Origin of the sequence: Streptomyces sp. NPDC058307 (assembly GCF_042880295.1) — a bacterium.
Classification (GTDB): Bacteria; Actinomycetota; Actinomycetes; order Streptomycetales; family Streptomycetaceae; genus Streptomyces.
On sequence record NZ_JBHVYZ010000016.1, the window covers coordinates 39,334 to 57,382 of the forward strand.

Here is an 18,049-nt window from a genome sequence, read left to right on the forward strand (position 1 = left end):
ATTGGGGGACAGAGTACGCGGCCGGGAGGCAGGTCGTACCAGCGCTGCACAAACCCGTCTCGGACGTTGGTCACAGCGCGAACACGCGCGTGTGAACTGCGAGACTCGAGTCATGAACTACCGCAAGGCCCACCCCGTGCCGCCGGTGACGCTCGACGACGTGCGCGGCGCGCAGAAGATGCTGTCGGGCGTGGCGCGGACGACCGCGATGGAGGGCAGCCGCCATCTGAGCCGGCTGGTGGGCGCGCCGGTGCACTTCAAGTGCGAGAACCTCCAGCGGACGGGCTCGTTCAAACTCCGCGGCGCCTACGTCCGGATCGCCGGGCTGCTGCCCGAGGAACGGGCCGCCGGTGTCGTGGCCGCGAGCGCCGGGAACCACGCGCAGGGCGTCGCGCTGGCGTCCACGCTGCTCGGCGTGCCCTCCACGGTGTTCATGCCCAAGGGCGCCCCCCTGCCCAAGATCAGCGCCACCCGGCACTACGGCGCCGAGGTGCGCCTGCATGGCCAGGTGGTCGACGAGACCCTGGCCGCCGCACAGGAGTACGCGGCCGAGACGGGCGCGGTGTTCATCCACCCCTTCGACCACCCGGACGTCATCGCCGGCCAGGGCACGGTCGGCCTGGAGATCCTGGAGCAGTGCCCGGAGGTGCGCACCATCGTCCTCGGGATCGGCGGCGGCGGACTCGCGGCCGGGGTCGCGATCGCCGTGAAGGCGCTCAGGCCCGATGTGCGGATCGTGGGCGTGCAGGCGGCGGGCGCAGCCGCGTATCCGCCGTCGCTGGCGGCCGGGCACCCGGTGTCGATCGAGAACCCGGCGACGATGGCCGACGGCATGAAGGTGGGGCGGCCCGGGGACGTGCCGTTCGGGATCGTGGGCGCACTCGTGGACGAGGTCCGCACGGTGACCGAGGACGAGCTGTCCGCCGCGCTGCTGCTGTGTCTGGAGCGGGCCAAGCTGGTCGTCGAGCCGGCCGGGGCGAGTCCGGTCGCCGCACTGCTGAGCGACCCCGGCGCCTTCGAGGGTCCGGTCGTCGCCGTGCTGTCCGGCGGCAACGTCGACCCGGTGCTGCTGCAGCGGGTCCTGCGGCACGGCATGTCCGCGCAGGGCCGCTACCTGGCCGTCCGGCTGCGGCTGACGGACCGGCCCGGTGCCCTTGCGACGCTTCTCGGGGTGTTGTCAGTGGTCGACGCTAATGTCCTGGACGTGAGCCACGTCCGGACCGATCCACGGCTCGGGCTCGCGGAGGCGGAGGTCGAGCTGCACCTGGAGACGAAGGGCCCCGAGCACTGCGCCGAGGTCGGCCGAGCCCTGCGCGAGGCGGGCTACACGGTCATCGACTGAGGTCAGGGTCCTTTCCCAACCCCTTCAGGCCCCGGAGCCACTCTTTCGGGTAAGTCCATTGAGAGACGCGATACATCGCGTTATGGTGTGTCTCGGTGTCACCGTTCATACCGCACGCCCGCGGACGAAAAACACGGGCGCAGGAAACCGTACAAATCTAGGCTTTCCCAAGAATCCCCGACGACGTGGAGACTGATATGCCAGGCGCCATCTATGCCGAAGGCCTGGTCAAGACCTTCGGAGACGTAAAGGCTCTGGACGGCGTCGACCTCGATGTCCCGGAAGGCACCGTCCTGGGCCTCCTCGGACCGAACGGCGCGGGCAAGACGACGGCCGTCCGCTGTCTGACGACCCTGCTCAAGCCGGACCGCGGCTCGGCGGTCGTCGCCGGCATCGACGTCCTCAAGCACCCCGACGACGTACGACGCTCCATCGGACTCTCCGGCCAGTTCGCGGCGGTCGACGAATACCTCACCGGCCGCGAGAACCTCCAGATGGTCGGCCGGCTGTACCAGATGAAGGCCAAGCCCGCGAAGGCCCGCGCGACCGAACTGCTGGAGCAGTTCGACCTGGCCGACGCGGCCGACCGCCCCACCAAGACCTACTCCGGCGGTATGCGCCGCCGCCTCGACCTCGCGGCCGCCCTGGTGGTGTCCCCGCCCGTGATGTTCATGGACGAGCCGACGACCGGCCTCGACCCGCGCAACCGCCAGCTGCTGTGGGAGGTCATCAAGCAACTGGTCTCCGGGGGGACGACCCTGCTGCTGACCACCCAGTACCTGGAGGAGGCCGACCACCTCGCCCACGACATCGCCGTCGTCGACCACGGCCGTGTCATCGCCACCGGCACCTCCGACGAGCTCAAGGCCCGCACCGGCGGCGAACGCGTCGAGGTCGTCGTGCACGAGCGCGAGCACATCCAGGCCGCCTCCGAGATCCTGCGCGGCTTCGGCAAGGGCGACACCACGGTCGAGGACCACATGCGCAAGCTCACCGTGCCCGTCACCGGCGGCGCCAAGCTGCTAGCCGAGGTCATCCGCGAGCTCGACACCCGGGGCATCGAGATAGACGACATCGGCCTGCGCAGGCCCACCCTCGACGACGTCTTCCTGTCACTGACGGGACACGCGGCCGAGGTCAAGGACGAGGAGAACGACAAGGAGGCTGCCAAGTGAGCATGATGAACGACTCCCTGGTCATCGCCCGACGGAACCTGATCCGCATGACCCGGATCCCCGAGATGATCCTTTTCGGGCTGATCCAGCCCATCATGTTCGTGGTCCTCTTCACGTACGTCTTCGGCGGCTCGATGAAGATCGGTGACAGCACCGACCCGGACGTCTACAAGAACTTCCTGATGGCCGGCATCTTCGCGCAGACCGTCACGTTCGCGACCGCGGGCGCCGGCGCGGGCATCGCCGACGACATGCACAAGGGGCTCATCGACCGCTTCCGCTCGCTGCCCATGGCGCGCGGTGCGGTACTGACCGGCCGTACCGTCGCCGACCTCGTGCAGACGGCGCTGACCCTGCTGGTCCTGGCGCTGGTCGCGCTGCTCGTCGGCTGGCGTCCCGGCTCCGTGGACCCGACCAACTTCGGCAAGATCCTCGGCGGCTTCGGTCTGCTTCTCCTGCTGGGGTACGCCTTCACCTGGATCGGGGCCCTGATCGGTCTGTCCGTGCGGACACCGGAGGCGGCCACCTCCGGAGGGCTGATCTGGCTCTTCCCGGTGACGTTCATCTCGAACGCCTTCGTGGACTCCGGCCAGATGACCCCGTGGCTGCGCCATATCGCCGAGTGGAACCCCTTCAGCGCCACGGTGCAGGCCTGCCGTCAGCTCTTCGGCGACCCAGGTCTCTCGCAGTCCGACGCCTGGCCCATGCAGCACCCGGTCTGGGCCTCGCTGATCTACTCGGTCCTGATCATCGCCCTGTTCAGAACGCTCGCGGTCCGCAAGTACCGCTCGGCCACCGCATGACAGAGCCCCCGGCACCGCCAGGGCGCCGGGGGCCCGTCAAAGGCAGACGGTCGGCCGGGGTCAGCCGTTGTAGGGCTCGGCCTTGAGGATCGTCACGGAGGCCTTCTTACCGTTGGGCAGTTCGTACTGCGCGTCCTCGCCGACCTTGTGGCCGAGCACGCCGGAGCCCAGCGGGGACTGTGGCGAGTAGGTCTCGACGTCCGCGCTCGCGTACTCGCGCGAGGCGAGCAGGAAGGTCATCGTGTCGTCCTCGTCACCGTCGAAGGCGATCGTCACGACCATCCCGGGCGCCACCGTGCCGTCCGCGGAGACCGGGGCCTCACCCACCTTGGCCTTCTCCAGGAGCTGGGTCAGCTGGCGGATGCGGAGCTCCTGCTTGCCCTGCTCTTCCTTGGCCGCGTGGTACCCGCCGTTCTCGCGCAGGTCCCCCTCCTCGCGCGCGGCCGCGATCTTCGCGGTGACTTCCTCGCGCGCGGGACCAGACAGGTACGCCAGCTCTTCCTTGAGCTTGGTGTACGCCTCCTGCGTAAGCCAGGTGACGTCTTCGCTGGTCTGGGTCACAGGTGCTCCTCGTAGGTACTGGGAATACAAAGCATCGCCCTACCCAGAAGAATGTTCCTTACGGATGGGCGAAACCACGAGCCTAACAATTCAGGAGCCGAAGGGGGAGGACATAAGCCATCAGAAATACGTCGACGCAGGTCAGCACCCATGGATCGAGAGTGACGTCAGTCGGCGTGACAGCCCAGCAGCTCGGCCGTGGTGCCCGGGGCCGTCGTACGGAGCGTGACGACCTTGTCGATGCGGGTGGCGTCACCGTCGAAGCGGAAGTCGGCCCGGCCCACCTCGGTGCCGTCCGCCGCCTGGGAGCGGACCGTGCAGTAGCCGGAGGTGCCGGAGTCCTTGCGGACCTCCAGATGCACCTGGACCGCCGACTTCGTCGAGTCGAAGGCGATCACCTCGCCGCTGATCTTGTTCTGACCGACGTAGTGGTACGCGAGGTAACCGATCAACGCGAGCAGGAGGGTTCCGAGCACGGCACCGGCGATCTTGAGCTTGTGGTCGGCGCGCTCGTCCGAGGAGCGGCCGTAGCGCCCCTCGGGCAGCCGTGTGCTCGCCGTACTCATGATCGTCTCCCTGGAAACCGGGCCGCGGAATTAATCGCCCCCCGATTCGGTCACTATAGAAGCCGCCGTTCGCACCCGAAGACACCGGGGGCGCTGACTTTACGAGGATTGAGTCTTGACTGACCAGCTGCGACTGATGGCCGTGCACGCCCACCCCGACGACGAGTCGAGCAAGGGCGCGGCCACCATGGCGAAGTACGTGTCCGAGGGGGTGGACGTGCTGGTCGTGACCTGCACGGGTGGGGAGCGCGGCTCCATCCTCAATCCGAAGCTCCAGGGCGACACGTACATCGAGGAGCACATCCACGAGGTGCGCAAGAAGGAGATGGACGAGGCCCGCGAGATCCTCGGCGTGAGGCAGGAGTGGCTCGGCTTCGTCGACTCCGGCCTGCCCGAGGGCGACCCGCTGCCGCCGCTGCCGGAGGGCTGCTTCGCCCTGGAGGACGTCGACAAGGCGGCCGGTGAGCTGGTCAAGCAGATCCGCGCCTTCCGTCCCCAGGTGATCACCACCTACGACGAGAACGGCGGCTACCCGCACCCCGACCACATCATGACCCACAAGATCTCGATGGTGGCGTTCGAGGGCGCGGCGGACGCCGAGAAGTTCCCCGAGTCGGAGTTCGGCCCGGCGTACCAGCCGCAGAAGCTCTACTACAACCAGGGCTTCAACCGTCCCCGCACCGAGGCGCTGCACCACGCGCTGATCGAGCGGGGCATGGAGTCGCCGTACGGGGACTGGCTCAAGCGCTGGGACGAGTCGCCGATGCGCGACCGCACCCTGACCACGCACATCCCGTGCGCGGAGTTCTTCGAGATCCGCGACAAGGCCCTGATCGCGCACGCCACCCAGATCGACCCCGACGGCGGTTGGTTCCGGGTGCCGATGGAGATCCAGAAGGAGGTCTGGCCGACGGAGGAGTACGAGCTCGCGAAGTCCCTCGTCGATACCTCCCTCCCCGAGGACGACCTCTTTGCGGGCATCCGCGACAATGCCTGACATGAGCGCAAGCGCAAGCCTGGCAATGACGCACCTCGTGACCTTCGCCAAGGAGGTCGACGAGGACAAGGTCACCCCCGGCGTCCTCGGCTTCATCGTCTTCGCGGCGATGGCCCTGGCGGTGTGGGCCCTGATGAAGTCCATGAGCAAGCACATGAAGAAGGTCGACTTCACGGAGCCCGCGGACGAGGCCTCCGGCAAGGAGACCGCCGAGAGCCCGTCCGGCAAGGCCTCACCGGCCAAGGGCTGACCCACGCGGCATCGACGGGAGGGGGCGACCTGGGGCCCCCTCCCGTCTACGGCCGTGCCCAGCCGGCAACAGCAGCAGCCGGTGGCCGTCCACGTCGAGGGGCCGTTCGCGTCGCGGGCCGAGCGCATCCCGGCCCGCACTGACGCCGGGACCGACGCACGGATCGCCGACACCACCGCGGGCACCGCACCGTCGTACACCGCCTCGCGCAGGCACCGGTACCGGCACCCGAAGACGTACCGATCAACCGGCGCTACCGGTCCGGGTACTGATCCGCCCCACGCGCCCGCAGGGCAGCCCCACCGCCCCCCTCAGCCCCGCGCCGGGGCCACCCCCACCCCCATCACCTCCCGCGCATGACGGTTCGGGACCATGCCCAGGCGCCAGGCCTGCCACCCGGCGTCCAGGTTCACCCCGCGCTCCAGCAGCAGCCCGTACGCCCCCACGTAGTCGTCCAGCTTCTCGTCCCGTGCCGCGTGCTCCCGGCGCCCCAGTTCCGCCAGTTCCTCCTGGGCGACCGCCGCGCCGATCTCCACGCCGCCCGGTGCCGCGTACGGCAGCAGGGTGCAGCGCAGGAAACGGGCCCAGTCCTCGCCCCGCTGGTCGCCGTAGGACGCGAACAGGGCCACCGCCTCGTCGCACAGCGCGAGGGCCTGCGGCGTACGGCCGTTGCCCGCGTCCACCACCGCCAGTTCCAGGCAGGTCCACGCCTCGCCGTGGGCGACGCCGATGCGCTGGAAGTCGGCGCGGGCATCGACCAGGAGCTGGCGGGCGAAGCCGGAGTTGCGCAACGAGCCGGTCTGCGCGGCCCGTTGGTCGCGGGTGACGCGGGCCGAGTGGTGCCGGGCGCAGGCCAGGCCGTAGACGTCCCGCATCCGGGAGAACATCGTGCGCGAGCGCTCCAGCTCACGGACCGCGAGGTCCAGGTTGCCCGTCTCCTCCAACGCCTGGCCCAGGTAGTACACCGTCCACGCCTCGCCCCGCGCGTCCTCGTTGTCGCGGTGCCGGGAGGCCGCCTGGCGCAGGCCGTCCACCGCCGCCGACGGGTCCCCGGCCACCAGACGGGCCCGCGCCAGCTGGGTCAGCGCCCACGCCTCGCCACGGGCGTCCCGGGTACGGCCGTACAGGTCGAGGGCGGTTCCCAGCTCCGACTCCGCGCGCGGTACGTCGCCCATGCGCAGGGCCAGCTGGCCGAGCTGGAAGTGGGCCCAGGCCTCGCCGTGGACGGACTCGCCGGCCCGGTGCAGGACCAGGGAACGGGTGAGGAGGTCCAGGGACTCGGCCACCCGGCCGCGGTCGCGTTCGACGGCCGCCAGGGCGTGCATGGTCCAGGCACGGTCCGTGGCCAGTTCCGGAGGTGACTGCAGGGCCAGCGCCTCCTGGAGCCGCGCCGCCGCCTCGGTCAGCTGGCCCTGGTGGTGCAGGGTGATGCCCAGGGAACACAGGGCGCGCGCGGCCCCCGCGTCGTGATGGGCCTCCATGTAGAGGTCGACCACCGAGGTCAGCGTGGTACGGGCCTTGTCCAGCTCGCCCAGCTGGCGGGCGGCGATACCGGTGCGCCACTGCACCGAGCGCACCAGCAGCCCCTGGTCCACCGCCTGCGCCAACTCGCTGATCTCGCCCAGCCGGTACAGGTCGCCGCGCAGCAGGCAGTAGTCGCACAGCGCGCCCAGAAGGTTGAGCACCGCCCCCTGGTTGACGCCCTCCGCGTGCCTGAGCGCCGCCGTGATGAAACTCGACTCGTCGTCCAGCCAGCGCAGCGCCTCGTCGAGGGAGGTGAAACCGTGCGGACTGAAGCGGTCCGAACGCGTCGACATGTTGCCGTCGACCAGGCGCAGCACCGAGTCGGCGAGATCGGCGTAGTTGACGATGAGGCGCTCCTGCGCGGCCGTGCGCTCGGCCGGCTCCTCCTCGTCCAGCAGCCTGGCCTGGGCGAAAGCGCGGACCACGTCATGGACGCGGTAACGGCTGCCCCGGACGTGGTCGATCAGGCCCGCGCGGGACAGCGCCGTCAGATGCCGGGTCGCCTCCGTCTCGTCGGTCGCCAGCAGCGCGGCGGCCGCGGCGGCGCCGAGCGAGGACCGGCCGGCCAGCGCGAGCCGGCGCAGCAGCCGGCGGGCCGGCTCCGACTGGTCGGTGTAGCGCAGCCACAGGGCGCGTTCGACGGGCCCGACCGGGCCGTACGCGCCCAGATCCGCGGCGAGTTGGCGCGGGGAGCGGGGGCCGAGGGACGAGCCCGCGATGCGCAGGGCCAGGGGCAGGCCGCCGCACAGCTCCCTGATCCGGTCGGCGGACTGGGCGTCGTAGGGGCCGGTGGCGGACTGCGCGGCCGCCGCCAGGAGCTCCTCGGCGCCCGCCGCGTCCATGGCCTCGACCGGGAGCTCGTGCACCTGGGCGGCGAGGTCCGACGGCAGGCCGAGCGGCTGGCGCGCGGTGACCAGGACCAGGCCGTCGGAACGCTCGGGGACGAGGGTGCGGACCTGCTCGGGGTCCGAGGCGTCGTCCAGCACGATCACCACCGGCAGACCGGTCAGATGCTGGTGGTACAGCTCGCTCAGCCGCTTGACCTGCTGGTCCGGCGAGGAACGCTCACGGAACAGCAGTTGTTCGCGCGGGGCGCCGAGCCGGTTCAGCAGATGCATCAGCGCGTCCCGGGTGGACAGCGGGGACTCGTCCGGGTTGTCGCCGCGCAGGTCCACGACGCAGGCGCCGCGGAAGTAGTCCTTGAGGTCGTGCGCCGCCCGCACCGCGAGTGCCGTACGGCCGCTGCCGGGCGGTCCGTGCAGCACGACCACCGTGGGCCGGGTCTCGGTGGTCGCGCGCGAGGCCTGCACCCACTGCCGGATACGGCCCATCTCCGTCCGCCGGTCCGCGAACTCCCCGATCCGCTCAGGGAGTTGCCCGAACGACTGCTCCAGCACACTCCTGCCGCGGGCCGCCGCGCTCTTGTCCGTGCCACGCAGCCGCGGGCCCCCCTTCTTCGGACCGGTCGACGCGCTCAGCACCCGCTGCTGATCGAGAAAGGGCCGTATCCCCCGCACCTCCAGCGCCGTCAGCCACTGCAGCCGCAGCTGTTCCGGACCGCCGGGCTGACCGAGGGCGCCCGCCCGGTGGTGCGCGGCGGGCAGATGCGAGCCGGCCACCTTCACCACGGTCGCCGCCGCACCCACCACCCCTACGACCACGCCGGCGCCCAGTGCGGTGCCCGTGCCGGTGCCGAGCGCCAGGTCCGCCACGGCGGCGGCCAGCGCGGCGACCGCGGCCACCAGCAGCGGAGTTCCGGCCGCCTCCTTCGCGTACCGCTGCCCGAAGCTGAGCTGGCCGGCCTGCGCCTCGTCCAGTGCGCGCGTGTAGGCCTCGTACTCCTCGGCGGCCGTCTGCGCCATCGCGTCCAGCGATCCCCGGGCCCGCGCGAGCAGTACGGCCCCGTCGACCCGCCCGCCCGACCGCCGCACCTCCTCCTCCACGGCCCGCCCCAACAACCGCTCGGCTTCCGCCCGATGACTGTCCCGCATGTCACTTCCCCCTCCGGCGGCGACGGCTTTCTTGGTCAAGTGTGCGGCGGACGGGGCATCGGGGCGAGAGGGCGCAGGCGTCCCGGCGTCGTGAAGGGTTGCTGAATCGAGGCTGTGGGCTGCCGTATGGCTATCGTGATCACAGACATCACGGGGAAGACGGGGATCACATGACTGCGGAGAACAACGCGCCGCCGAGCCCGCCGCAGGGGCCCCACCAACAGCCGCGCTGGGCCTGGTGGGTTGTCGGGATCGTCGTACCGGTCGTGGGAATCCTCGTCACGGTGCTGGTGAGCGGCCAGGGGTCGTCGACCGACGACAAGGGCGACACGGGTGCCGGCGGAGCCGGGAGCGCGCAGTCGGCGCCCACCACGTCGGGGTCCGGCGCGCCGTCGTCCGACTCGACCGGGGAGGGGCCCGCGAAGAGCGCCGGCCGGCCGGGTGCGGTTCGGCCCGGCCGTCGTGGACGCCGACACCACCAACTCGAGGTCGTACATCGAACTCGACACGTCCCGGCCGATCGTGTCGGGCACGGACATCAAGGGCGGCGACATCATCTTCGGGGCGTCCCTCGGCGACCCGAACCTGTTCGTGCCCGGTTCCGCCTCCAACCTGGCGCCCCTGCCCGCCTCGGGGGCCGCGCCGTCGGCCGAGGAGTGCGCCGAGAGCGTCGACCGCAACGGCACCAACACGGCGGAGGTGAAGCGCGGTGACCGTTTCTGCCTGCTGACCGACGAGGGCCGGGTCGCCTACCTCCGCGTCGTCACCGCACCGAGCAGCGGCACGGGAAAGCTCGACGTCACGGTGTGGGAGACGCCTGACGCCTGACTCCGGGGTACTGCGGCAGGATGGACACCATGCCGAACCGACTGGCCCACGAGACGTCCCCCTACCTCCTCCAGCACGCGGACAACCCCGTCGACTGGTGGCCCTGGTCGGCCGAGGCCTTCGAGGAGGCGCGGAAGACGAACAAACCCGTCCTGCTGAGCGTCGGGTATTCGAGTTGTCACTGGTGCCATGTCATGGCGCACGAGTCCTTCGAGGACCGGGAGACCGCCGACTTCCTCAACGAGCACTTCGTCAACATCAAGGTCGACCGCGAGGAACGCCCCGATGTCGACGCCGTCTACATGGAGGCCGTGCAGGCCGCCACCGGGCAGGGTGGCTGGCCCATGACCGTGTTCCTGACCCCGGACGCCGAGCCCTTCTACTTCGGCACCTACTTCCCGCCGTCGCCCCGGCAGGGCATGCCCTCCTTCCGGCAGGTCCTGGAGGGGGTCCGGGCCGCCTGGACCGACCGGCGGGACGAGGTCGCCGAGGTCGCCGGGAAGATCGTGCGGGACCTCGCCGGGCGGGAGATCTCCTACGGCGACTCGCAGGCCCCCGGCGAGGAGCAGCTCGCCGCGGCGCTGCTCGGGCTGACGCGGGAGTACGACGCACAGCGCGGCGGGTTCGGCGGGGCGCCGAAGTTCCCGCCGTCCATGGTCGTGGAGTTCCTGCTGCGGCACCACGCCCGCACCGGCGCCGAGGGCGCTCTGCAGATGGCCCAGGACACCTGCGAGCGCATGGCCCGCGGCGGGATCCACGACCAGCTCGGCGGCGGCTTCGCCCGTTACTCGGTCGACCGCGACTGGATTGTGCCGCATTTTGAGAAAATGCTCTATGATAACGCCCTTTTGTGCCGAATCTACGCCCACCTCTGGCGATCCACCGGCTCCGACCTCGCCCGTCGGGTCGCTCTCGACACCGCCGACTTCCTGGTGCGTGAACTGCGTACCGCCGAGGGCGGGTTCGCTTCCGCGCTGGACGCCGACAGTGACGACGGGACCGGCAAGCATGTCGAGGGCGCGTACTACGTGTGGACGCCGGAGCAGTTGCGGGAGGTGCTCGGGGAGCAGGACGCCGAGGTCGCGGCGCAGTACTTCGGCGTCACCGAGGAGGGCACCTTCGAGCACGGGCAGTCCGTTCTGCAACTTCCGCAGCAGGACACCGTGTTCGACGCCGAGGGGATCGAGTCGATCCGGCGCCGGCTCTTCGAGGCACGGGCGCAGCGCCCCGCTCCCGGCCGGGACGACAAGGTCGTCGCCGCGTGGAACGGGCTCGCGATCGCCGCGCTCGCCGAGACGGGCGCCTACTTCGACCGGCCCGACCTGGTCGAGGTCGCCATATCGGCCGCCGATCTTCTCGTACGGGTGCATCTGGACGAGCAGGCCCGGCTGTCCCGTACCAGCAAGGACGGGCAGGTCGGGCCGAACGACGGGGTGTTGGAGGACTACGCCGATGTCGCCGAGGGCTTCCTCGCGCTCGCGTCGGTGACCGGGGAGGGGGTCTGGCTCGAGTTCGCGGGGTTCCTGCTCGACCATGTGCTGACGCGGTTCACCGGGCCCGAAGGGGCGCTGTTCGACACCGCCGCCGACGCCGAGCGGCTGATCCGCCGGCCGCAGGACCCGACCGACAACGCGGTGCCCTCCGGGTGGACGGCAGCGGCGGGGGCGCTGTTGTCCTACGCCGCGCAGACCGGGTCCGAGCCGCATCGCGCGGCCGCGGAGAAGGCGCTCGGGGTGGTGAAGGCGCTCGGTCCCCGGGTGCCGCGGTTCGTCGGGTGGGGGCTCGCGGTGGCGGAGGCGTGGCTCGACGGGCCGAAGGAGGTCGCGATCGTGGGGCCCGGGCTGACTGATGAGGCCACAAGGACCTTGCACCGTACGGCACTTCTGGGTACCGCCCCCGGCGCGGTGGTCGCGGTGGGGACTCCGGGCAGCGACGAACTCCCGTTGCTCGCCGACCGGGTTCTCGTCGGCGGCGAACCGACCGCGTACGTGTGCCGGCACTTCACGTGTGAGGCGCCTACGACCGACGCGGAGGCGTTGCGGGCGGCGTTGGGCGGTTAGTCTCCGCGAGGGCGTTAGCCACGATCGCCTCCAGTTGTTCGTGGTGTGCGCCCTTCCAGTAGGCGCGGCCGCATGCCTGGCACTGGGCGAAGACGTCGTACGACCGTTCCGTGCCGCCCTCCAGCCGGTCCGCCACCTGCTCCTTGGTGGCCTGGCACAGCAGGCCGTTGCAGGCAGTGCAGCGGGTCCAGGGCCGCAGTTCGGGGCGGAAGCGGTCAAGGACGTCGCGGAGCTGGTCCTCTGGGTGGGTGCTGTAGACGAAGGCGCCCGCCCAGAGTTCCCTGCGGTGCAGCAGGCCCCGGTCGCGGCTGAGCAGGACCCGTTTCTCGGTCGCCGAGCGGGTGGCGAGGGCGGGGTCGCCGATGTCCAGTGACTCGTACGCCGTGTCCACGCCGAGCAGGCGCAGGCGGCGGGCGAGGGTGCCGAGGTGGACGTCGAGGAGGAAGCGCAGGGGGGCGCCGGGGATCTGCTGGGGGCGGGTGACGGCTCTGATCTCGACGGAGTCGCCCGCTACGGGGACGTAGGACCTCGGGACCTCGCGGCCGTTGACCCACAGGGAACCGACCTCGGTGAGCGGGACGCCGGTGGACTCGACGACGTGGCCGAGGGAGGAGGCGCCGTCGGTGGTGAGGGAGGTGGAGCCGCCGCGGCGTCCGTGCGGGACGAAGAGGCCCAGGTCGGGCGCGAATTGGATGTGGATCTCCGGTGCGCTCACCCGGTCAGGATGCCATGGGGGACGGTGGTGGCCTCAGGGCTTTTTCGTGGGCAGGCCGTGCTCCAGGACATCCAGGGCGTGGTTCAGGTGATCGCTCAGATCGCCCTCGAAGTCGTTCTCCGCCCAGTACAGGGAGGCCTCCATGATTCCGCCGATGAGGGACATCGCGCAGACCCGCACCTCCAGGCCGTCCGGGTCCAGGCCGGACCGCTCGGCGAGGGCCTGGCGGAGCACGCGTCCTGTCTCCGACATGCTCTCGACCATCCGGGCGCGGACGGCGGGGATCTTGAACGCGAGGTGCGTCCGCAGACGGATCATGTCGGGGTCCTCCGCCATGAGCCCCTCGTAGGCCATGCGCATCACGTGCCGCACCGAGTCCATCCACGGCTCGTCCGCGGGCCGGGCCCGCAGTTCCTCCAGCATCAGCGGGTCGTACTCGTCCGTGAGGACGATGTCCTCCTTGGTCGGGAAGTAGCGGAAGACGGTCGACGGTGACACCTCGGCGCGCTCGGCGATCTGCTCGACGGTCGTGGCGTCGTAGCCCTGTTCCTTGATCAGCGCGTAGGTCGCGGCGCGGATCGCCTCGCGGGTCTTGATCTTCTTGCGCTCACGGAGACCGAGTTGGGGGCGGTCGGCGGGGGAGAGGGGGGAGCGTGCGGCCGTCATGGGGTTCATTGTCGGGCATCGGCCTCCTCGGCAGCGATGTCCGGGGTGGTGGTGGTCTCGGCGGGACGGGGTGTGCCCGGCAGGAAGGCCGCGGCGAGCAGTGCGGCGACGAGGGCCGCGATCCCGCAGACCAGGAGGACGACGTCCATGCCGTGGACATAGGCGCTGTTCGCGGAGGCCAGCAGGTCGGCCGAGCCGGTGTGCTGGGCGACCATGTGTGCGGCGACTACGGACTCCCCGGCCGTGTCGGCGGCCCCGGCGGGCAGTCCGGTGGTGTCGAGGCGGTCGCGGAAGGTGCCGGCGAGGAGGCTGCCGAGCAGGGCGATGCCGATCGCGCCGCCGACCTGGCGCATGGTCATCAGGAGTCCGGAGCCGCTCCCGGCGCGGTCGCGGGGCAGGGCGCTCAGGCCGCCGTTCATGGCGGGGATGAGCGAGAGGCCGAAGCCGAAGCCGGTGAGGGCGAGCCACAGCGCGACGAATCCGTACCCGGAGTCGACTGTCGTACGGCTGCCCAGGAGCCCGGCGAAGGCCAGTACCACCAGGCCCGCGCTGACCGTGGGGCGTGCGCCGAAGCGGGCGACGATCCTGGGGGCGAGGCGGGAGGCGAGCAGCAGTCCGCCCATCATCGGCAGCAGCCGGACGCCGGTGCCGAGGGCGTCGTGGCCGAGGACGGCCTGGAGGAAGGGCGGGAGGACGAAGAGCAGGCCGGTCAGGACGAAGTTCACCAGGGTCGCGGCGACGGTGTTGAAGAGGAAGCCGCGGTGGGTGAGCAGGGTCATGTCGAGCATGGGGCGCTGGACGCGCCGTTCGCGTACGACCAGCCCGGCGATCAGGACGACGGACGCCGCGAGGATGCCGAGGACCAGCGGGTCGCCCCAGCCGCGGGTGGGGGCCTCGATGATCGCGTAGACGAGGGCGCCGAGGCCGGTGACGGTGAGCGCGGCGGAGAGGGCGTCGACCCTGGGGGAGGAGGGGTCGCGGGTCTCGGGGAGCAGGAAGACGCAGGCGGCGATGCCGATCGCGGCCATCGGGACGTTGACGAGGAAGACCGAGCCCCACCAGAAGTGGTTCAGCAGCCAGCCGCCGATGATCGGGCCGAGCGGCAGGCCGAGCGCCGAGGCGGCGGAGACGATGCCGACGGCCTTGGTGCGCTCGTCGGAGGCGAAGAGGGTGGGCAGCACGGAGAGCGCGAGCGGGGTGACGAGGGCGCCGCCGACGCCCATCACCGCGCGGGCGGCGATCACCGCGTTCACGTCGCCGGCCAGCGCGCCGACCAGTGATCCGGCGAGGAAGACCGCGAGTCCGGTGATCAGCATGCGGCGCCGTCCGAACCGGTCGCCGAGCAGACCGGCGGGGAGCATCAGGGCCGCGAAGACGACGACGTACGCGTCCGCCATCCACTGCTGTGCGCCGGTGCTCGCGTCGAGGTCGGCGGCCATGGTCGGCAGCGCCACATTGAGGATCGTGAGGTCGAAGCCGAGCGTCAGCATGCTCGCGACGAGGGCGGCCAGGGCCCACCAGCGACGGGGGTCCGGAGTGATGGTTTCCATGAAATGAGAGTAACTCTCAAAAGCGATGGACTGTCAATCAGTTTCGGCATGCAAAAAGGGCCACAGCTGAGAAAGCTGTGGCCCGCGAAGTGGTGGAGCGGTCTACGTGTGCCGGTACGCCACCAGCGAGATGCCGATGTAGTGGACGGCGAAGGCGGCCACGGTGAGGGAGTGGAACACCTCGTGGAAGCCGAACCAGCGCGGTGACGGGTTCGGCCGCTTGAGGCCGTAGATCACACCGCCCGCGCTGTAGAGCAGACCGCCGATGACGACCAGGACCAGGACCGCGACACCGCCGGCGCGCATGAAGTCGGGCAGGAAGAAGACGGCGGCCCAGCCCATCGCGATGTAGCAGGGGGTGTAGAGCCAGCGCGGGGCGCCGACCCAGAACACCCGGAAGAGGATGCCGGCCACGGCGGCGCTCCAGATGCCCCACAGCAGCCACCGGCCCTTGCTGCCCGGCAGGAGCAGCATGGTCAGCGGGGTGTAGGTGCCCGCGATGATCAGGAAGATGTTGGCGTGATCCAGTCGCCGCAGGACGCCGTCCATGCGGGGGCTCCAGGTGCCCCGGTGGTACAGCGCGCTGACGCCGAACAGCAGGCAGGCGGTCAGGGCGAAGATCCCGCAGGCGATCCGGCCTCTGGTGGAGTCGGCGAGGGCGGTCAGCGCCAGCCCCGCGACCAGTGCGGCCGGGAACATGCCGAGGTGCAGCCAGCCGCGCAGCTTCGGCTTGATGGGCTCGGCGAGGTGGTGGGCGTGCTGCTTGATCTGGTGGGGCAGGGAGGGTGCGTCGGCGTCGTGGGCGGGCGGCGTCATGCCCGGCATCGTACCTACGGGACCGTAGGTTACGCGTCAGTACGACGAGAGAGCGGCCAAGAGTGGCCATCGTCTCACGGGAGTTGACCAGTAAAGAAACGGTCGAATGAACGCTACGTGTGCGCAAATAAACGCGCTGTACCCAAAGAAACCGTGGCGATCCTCACTCCGCTCACCTGTGATGCCCTCTGGACAGATGGGCGCTTCAGTCGGATGATCAAATGAGTGCGGTCGGCACCGGATGAGCGCCAAGGTCACCACCTGAAGGCACGAGAGCATCCGGGTCGCAGCCCCCACGGGGCCTCCAAACAAAAAATCCCTCATCTAGGAGCAATCGTGGCGCGCGACATCGCGGCTCCCCCCGTCATCCCCACCCAGCACAAGGAACTGATCTCGTGGGTGAACGAGATCGCCGAACTGACCGAACCGGACAGCGTGGTCTGGTGTGACGGATCCGAAGCGGAGTACGAGCGCCTGTGCGAGGAGCTCGTCGCGAAGGGCACCTTCAAGAAGCTCAACCCGATCAAACGTCCCAACTCCTACTACGCGGCCTCCGACCCGACCGACGTCGCGCGCGTCGAGGACCGCACCTTCATCTGCTCGGAGAGGGAGGAGGACGCGGGCCCGACGAACCACTGGAAGGCACCGGGGGAGATGCGGGACATCTTCGCCGGGGACAAGGGCGTCTTCCGCGGTTCGATGAAGGGCCGGACGATGTACGTCGTCCCGTTCTGCATGGGCCCGCTCGGCTCCGACCTCTCCGCGATCGGCGTCGAGATCACCGACTCCGCCTACGTCGCCGTGTCCATGCGCACGATGACGCGCATGGGACAGCCGGTCCTCGACGAACTCGGCTCCGACGGCTTCTTCGTGCGTGCTGTGCACACGCTCGGAGCGCCGCTGGAGGAGGGCCAGGAGGACGTGCCGTGGCCGTGCAACTCCACCAAGTACATCTCGCACTTCCCGGAGTCCCGCGAGATCTGGTCCTACGGCTCCGGCTACGGCGGCAACGCCCTGCTCGGCAAGAAGTGCTACGCCCTGCGCATCGCGTCGGTGATGGCCCGTGACGAGGGCTGGCTCGCCGAGCACATGCTGATCCTCAAGCTCACCCCGCCGCAGGGCGAGTCCAAGTACGTGGCCGCCGCGTTCCCGTCCGCCTGCGGCAAGACCAACCTCGCCATGCTGGAGCCCACCATCTCCGGCTGGACCGTCGAGACCATCGGCGACGACATCGCCTGGATGCGGTTCGGCGAGGACGGCCGCCTCTACGCGATCAACCCCGAGGCCGGCTTCTTCGGCGTCGCGCCCGGCACCGGTGAGCACACCAACGCCAACGCCATGAAGACGCTGTGGGGCAACTCGGTCTTCACCAACGTGGCGTTGACGGACGACAACGACGTCTGGTGGGAGGGCATGACGGAGGAGACTCCCGCCCACCTCACCGACTGGAAGGGCAACGACTGGACCCCTGAATCCGGGGTCCCGGCCGCCCACCCCAACGCCCGCTTCACCACCCCGGCCGCGCAGTGCCCGATCATCGCGCCCGAGTGGGAGGACCCCAAGGGCGTGCCGATCTCGGCCATCCTCTTCGGCGGGCGGCGCGCGAGCGCGGTGCCGCTGGTGACGGAGTCCTTCGACTGGAACCACGGCGTCTTCCTCGGCGCCAACGTGGCCTCCGAGAAGACCGCCGCCGCCGAGGGCAAGGTCGGCGAGCTGCGCCGTGACCCCTTCGCCATGCTGCCGTTCTGCGGCTACAACATGGGCGACTACATGGGCCACTGGGTCGACGTGGCCAAGGACAAGGACCAGTCGAAGCTCCCGAAGATCTACTACGTCAACTGGTTCCGCAAGAACGACGAGGGCAAGTTCGTCTGGCCCGGCTTCGGCGAGAACAGTCGCGTCCTGAAGTGGATCGTGGAGCGCCTGGAGGGCAAGGCCGAGGGCGTCGAGACCCCGATCGGCATCCTGCCGACCAGGGACGCGCTCGACACGAAGGGCCTCGAACTGGCCGACTCCGACCTGGAGTTCCTGCTCACGGTCGACAAGGAGGTGTGGCGGGAGGAGGCGTCCCTGATCCCCGAGCACCTCAACACCTTCGGCGACCACACGCCGAAGGAGCTGTGGGACGAGTACCACGCGCTGGTGCAGCGCCTGGGCTGAGTCCCCCGAGAACCCCCGCGGCCGGCCCCCGATGGGAGCCCTGAC

The 18,049-nt window shown here is 70.3% G+C and carries 15 protein-coding genes; 8 read left to right on the plus strand and 7 right to left on the minus strand.

The features are described 5' to 3' along the window. Positions 1–112 precede the first annotated feature (112 nt). The 3 genes from ilvA (at position 113) to ACFVYN_RS14415 (ending at position 3,320) form a co-directional block, all read left to right on the plus strand. Positions 113–1,342, plus strand: a complete 1,230-nt coding sequence (gene ilvA, locus ACFVYN_RS14405; RefSeq protein WP_389997425.1) for a threonine ammonia-lyase — start codon at positions 113–115, stop codon at positions 1,340–1,342. A gap of 197 nt (positions 1,343–1,539) precedes the next feature. Further along, the gene (locus tag ACFVYN_RS14410) at positions 1,540–2,517 is read left to right on the plus strand and encodes an ATP-binding cassette domain-containing protein (protein WP_389997428.1); all 978 of its coding nucleotides are present in this window, start codon (positions 1,540–1,542) and stop codon (positions 2,515–2,517) included. A gap of 5 nt (positions 2,518–2,522) precedes the next feature. Further along, positions 2,523–3,320 carry an ABC transporter permease gene (locus tag ACFVYN_RS14415; RefSeq protein WP_352389260.1) on the plus strand — a complete coding sequence of 266 codons (798 nt, stop codon included), beginning with the start codon at positions 2,523–2,525 and terminating at the stop codon, positions 3,318–3,320. Positions 3,321–3,380: 60 nt separating this feature from the next. Here ACFVYN_RS14415 and greA read toward each other — a convergent pair whose 3' ends face one another. Both greA and ACFVYN_RS14425 read right to left on the minus strand, forming a co-directional pair. Then, positions 3,381–3,881, minus strand: a complete 501-nt coding sequence (gene greA / locus ACFVYN_RS14420; RefSeq protein ID WP_389997431.1) for a transcription elongation factor GreA — start codon at positions 3,879–3,881, stop codon at positions 3,381–3,383. A 167-nt stretch (positions 3,882–4,048) separates the two neighbouring features. After that, positions 4,049–4,447: a DUF4307 domain-containing protein gene (locus tag ACFVYN_RS14425; RefSeq protein WP_389997433.1), complete on the minus strand. Its 399-nt coding sequence runs from the start codon at positions 4,445–4,447 to the stop codon at positions 4,049–4,051. A gap of 136 nt (positions 4,448–4,583) precedes the next feature. Between ACFVYN_RS14425 and mca the strand changes: the two genes are divergently transcribed. Together mca and ACFVYN_RS14435 are read left to right on the plus strand one after the other, a co-directional pair. Beyond that, a complete protein-coding gene (mca, locus tag ACFVYN_RS14430) occupies positions 4,584–5,444 on the plus strand; it encodes a mycothiol conjugate amidase Mca (protein WP_389997701.1) in 861 nt (286 codons plus the stop codon). Further along, on the plus strand, positions 5,437–5,694 hold the full coding sequence (locus tag ACFVYN_RS14435) for a hypothetical protein (protein ID WP_389997435.1): 258 nt from the start codon (positions 5,437–5,439) through the stop codon (positions 5,692–5,694). The genes mca and ACFVYN_RS14435 overlap by 8 nt, the downstream gene beginning before the upstream one ends. 311 nt (positions 5,695–6,005) lie before the next feature. On the opposite strand, the gene ACFVYN_RS14440 is transcribed toward ACFVYN_RS14435, so the two are convergent. Next, on the minus strand, positions 6,006–9,209 hold the full coding sequence (locus ACFVYN_RS14440; RefSeq protein WP_389997438.1) for a tetratricopeptide repeat protein: 3,204 nt from the start codon (positions 9,207–9,209) through the stop codon (positions 6,006–6,008). 441 nt (positions 9,210–9,650) lie between these two features. On the opposite strand from ACFVYN_RS14440, the gene ACFVYN_RS14445 reads away from it, so the two are divergent. Together ACFVYN_RS14445 and ACFVYN_RS14450 are read left to right on the plus strand one after the other, a co-directional pair. After that, positions 9,651–10,037, plus strand: a complete 387-nt coding sequence (locus ACFVYN_RS14445; protein ID WP_389997441.1) for a hypothetical protein — start codon at positions 9,651–9,653, stop codon at positions 10,035–10,037. Positions 10,038–10,066: 29 nt separating this feature from the next. After that, positions 10,067–12,097 carry a thioredoxin domain-containing protein gene (locus ACFVYN_RS14450; protein WP_389997443.1) on the plus strand — a complete coding sequence of 677 codons (2,031 nt, stop codon included), beginning with the start codon at positions 10,067–10,069 and terminating at the stop codon, positions 12,095–12,097. Here the strand turns inward: ACFVYN_RS14450 and ACFVYN_RS14455 are convergent. The 4 genes from ACFVYN_RS14455 to ACFVYN_RS14470 all read right to left on the minus strand — a co-directional run bounded on the left by ACFVYN_RS14455 (position 12,054) and on the right by ACFVYN_RS14470 (position 15,844). Next, positions 12,054–12,812: a Mut7-C RNAse domain-containing protein gene (locus ACFVYN_RS14455; protein ID WP_389997445.1), complete on the minus strand. Its 759-nt coding sequence runs from the start codon at positions 12,810–12,812 to the stop codon at positions 12,054–12,056. The two genes, ACFVYN_RS14450 and ACFVYN_RS14455, sit on opposite strands and share 44 nt — an antisense overlap. Before the next feature lie 33 nt (positions 12,813–12,845). Beyond that, positions 12,846–13,487: a TetR/AcrR family transcriptional regulator gene (locus tag ACFVYN_RS14460; RefSeq protein WP_389997448.1), complete on the minus strand. Its 642-nt coding sequence runs from the start codon at positions 13,485–13,487 to the stop codon at positions 12,846–12,848. Continuing rightward, a complete protein-coding gene (locus ACFVYN_RS14465) occupies positions 13,484–15,028 on the minus strand; it encodes a DHA2 family efflux MFS transporter permease subunit (protein ID WP_389997450.1) in 1,545 nt (514 codons plus the stop codon). Before ACFVYN_RS14465 ends, ACFVYN_RS14460 begins: the two co-directional genes overlap by 4 nt. 102 nt (positions 15,029–15,130) lie before the next feature. Continuing rightward, complete coding sequence (locus ACFVYN_RS14470; protein ID WP_389997453.1) at positions 15,131–15,844, minus strand: hemolysin III family protein; 714 nt, start codon at positions 15,842–15,844, stop codon at positions 15,131–15,133. A 336-nt stretch (positions 15,845–16,180) separates the two neighbouring features. Between ACFVYN_RS14470 and ACFVYN_RS14475 the strand changes: the two genes are divergently transcribed. Continuing rightward, complete coding sequence (locus tag ACFVYN_RS14475) at positions 16,181–18,004, plus strand: phosphoenolpyruvate carboxykinase (GTP) (RefSeq protein ID WP_389997456.1); 1,824 nt, start codon at positions 16,181–16,183, stop codon at positions 18,002–18,004. Positions 18,005–18,049 lie beyond the last annotated feature (45 nt).

What these genes read in the sequence shown, in the direction of transcription:
- ACFVYN_RS14435 (WP_389997435.1), top strand. Translation starts at nt 5,437, where the DNA reads ATGCCTGACATGAGCGCAAGCGCAAGCCTGGCAATGACGCACCTCGTG.
- ilvA (WP_389997425.1), top strand. Translation starts at nt 113, where the DNA reads ATGAACTACCGCAAGGCCCACCCCGTGCCGCCGGTGACGCTCGACGAC.
- ACFVYN_RS14415 (WP_352389260.1), top strand. Translation starts at nt 2,523, where the DNA reads ATGAACGACTCCCTGGTCATCGCCCGACGGAACCTGATCCGCATGACC.
- mca (WP_389997701.1), top strand. Translation starts at nt 4,584, where the DNA reads ATGGCCGTGCACGCCCACCCCGACGACGAGTCGAGCAAGGGCGCGGCC.
- ACFVYN_RS14470 (WP_389997453.1), bottom strand. Translation starts at nt 15,844, where the DNA reads ATGACGCCGCCCGCCCACGACGCCGACGCACCCTCCCTGCCCCACCAG.
- ACFVYN_RS14450 (WP_389997443.1), top strand. Translation starts at nt 10,067, where the DNA reads ATGCCGAACCGACTGGCCCACGAGACGTCCCCCTACCTCCTCCAGCAC.
- ACFVYN_RS14460 (WP_389997448.1), bottom strand. Translation starts at nt 13,487, where the DNA reads ATGAACCCCATGACGGCCGCACGCTCCCCCCTCTCCCCCGCCGACCGC.
- ACFVYN_RS14425 (WP_389997433.1), bottom strand. Translation starts at nt 4,447, where the DNA reads ATGAGTACGGCGAGCACACGGCTGCCCGAGGGGCGCTACGGCCGCTCC.
- ACFVYN_RS14465 (WP_389997450.1), bottom strand. Translation starts at nt 15,028, where the DNA reads ATGGAAACCATCACTCCGGACCCCCGTCGCTGGTGGGCCCTGGCCGCC.
- ACFVYN_RS14410 (WP_389997428.1), top strand. Translation starts at nt 1,540, where the DNA reads ATGCCAGGCGCCATCTATGCCGAAGGCCTGGTCAAGACCTTCGGAGAC.
- ACFVYN_RS14440 (WP_389997438.1), bottom strand. Translation starts at nt 9,209, where the DNA reads ATGCGGGACAGTCATCGGGCGGAAGCCGAGCGGTTGTTGGGGCGGGCC.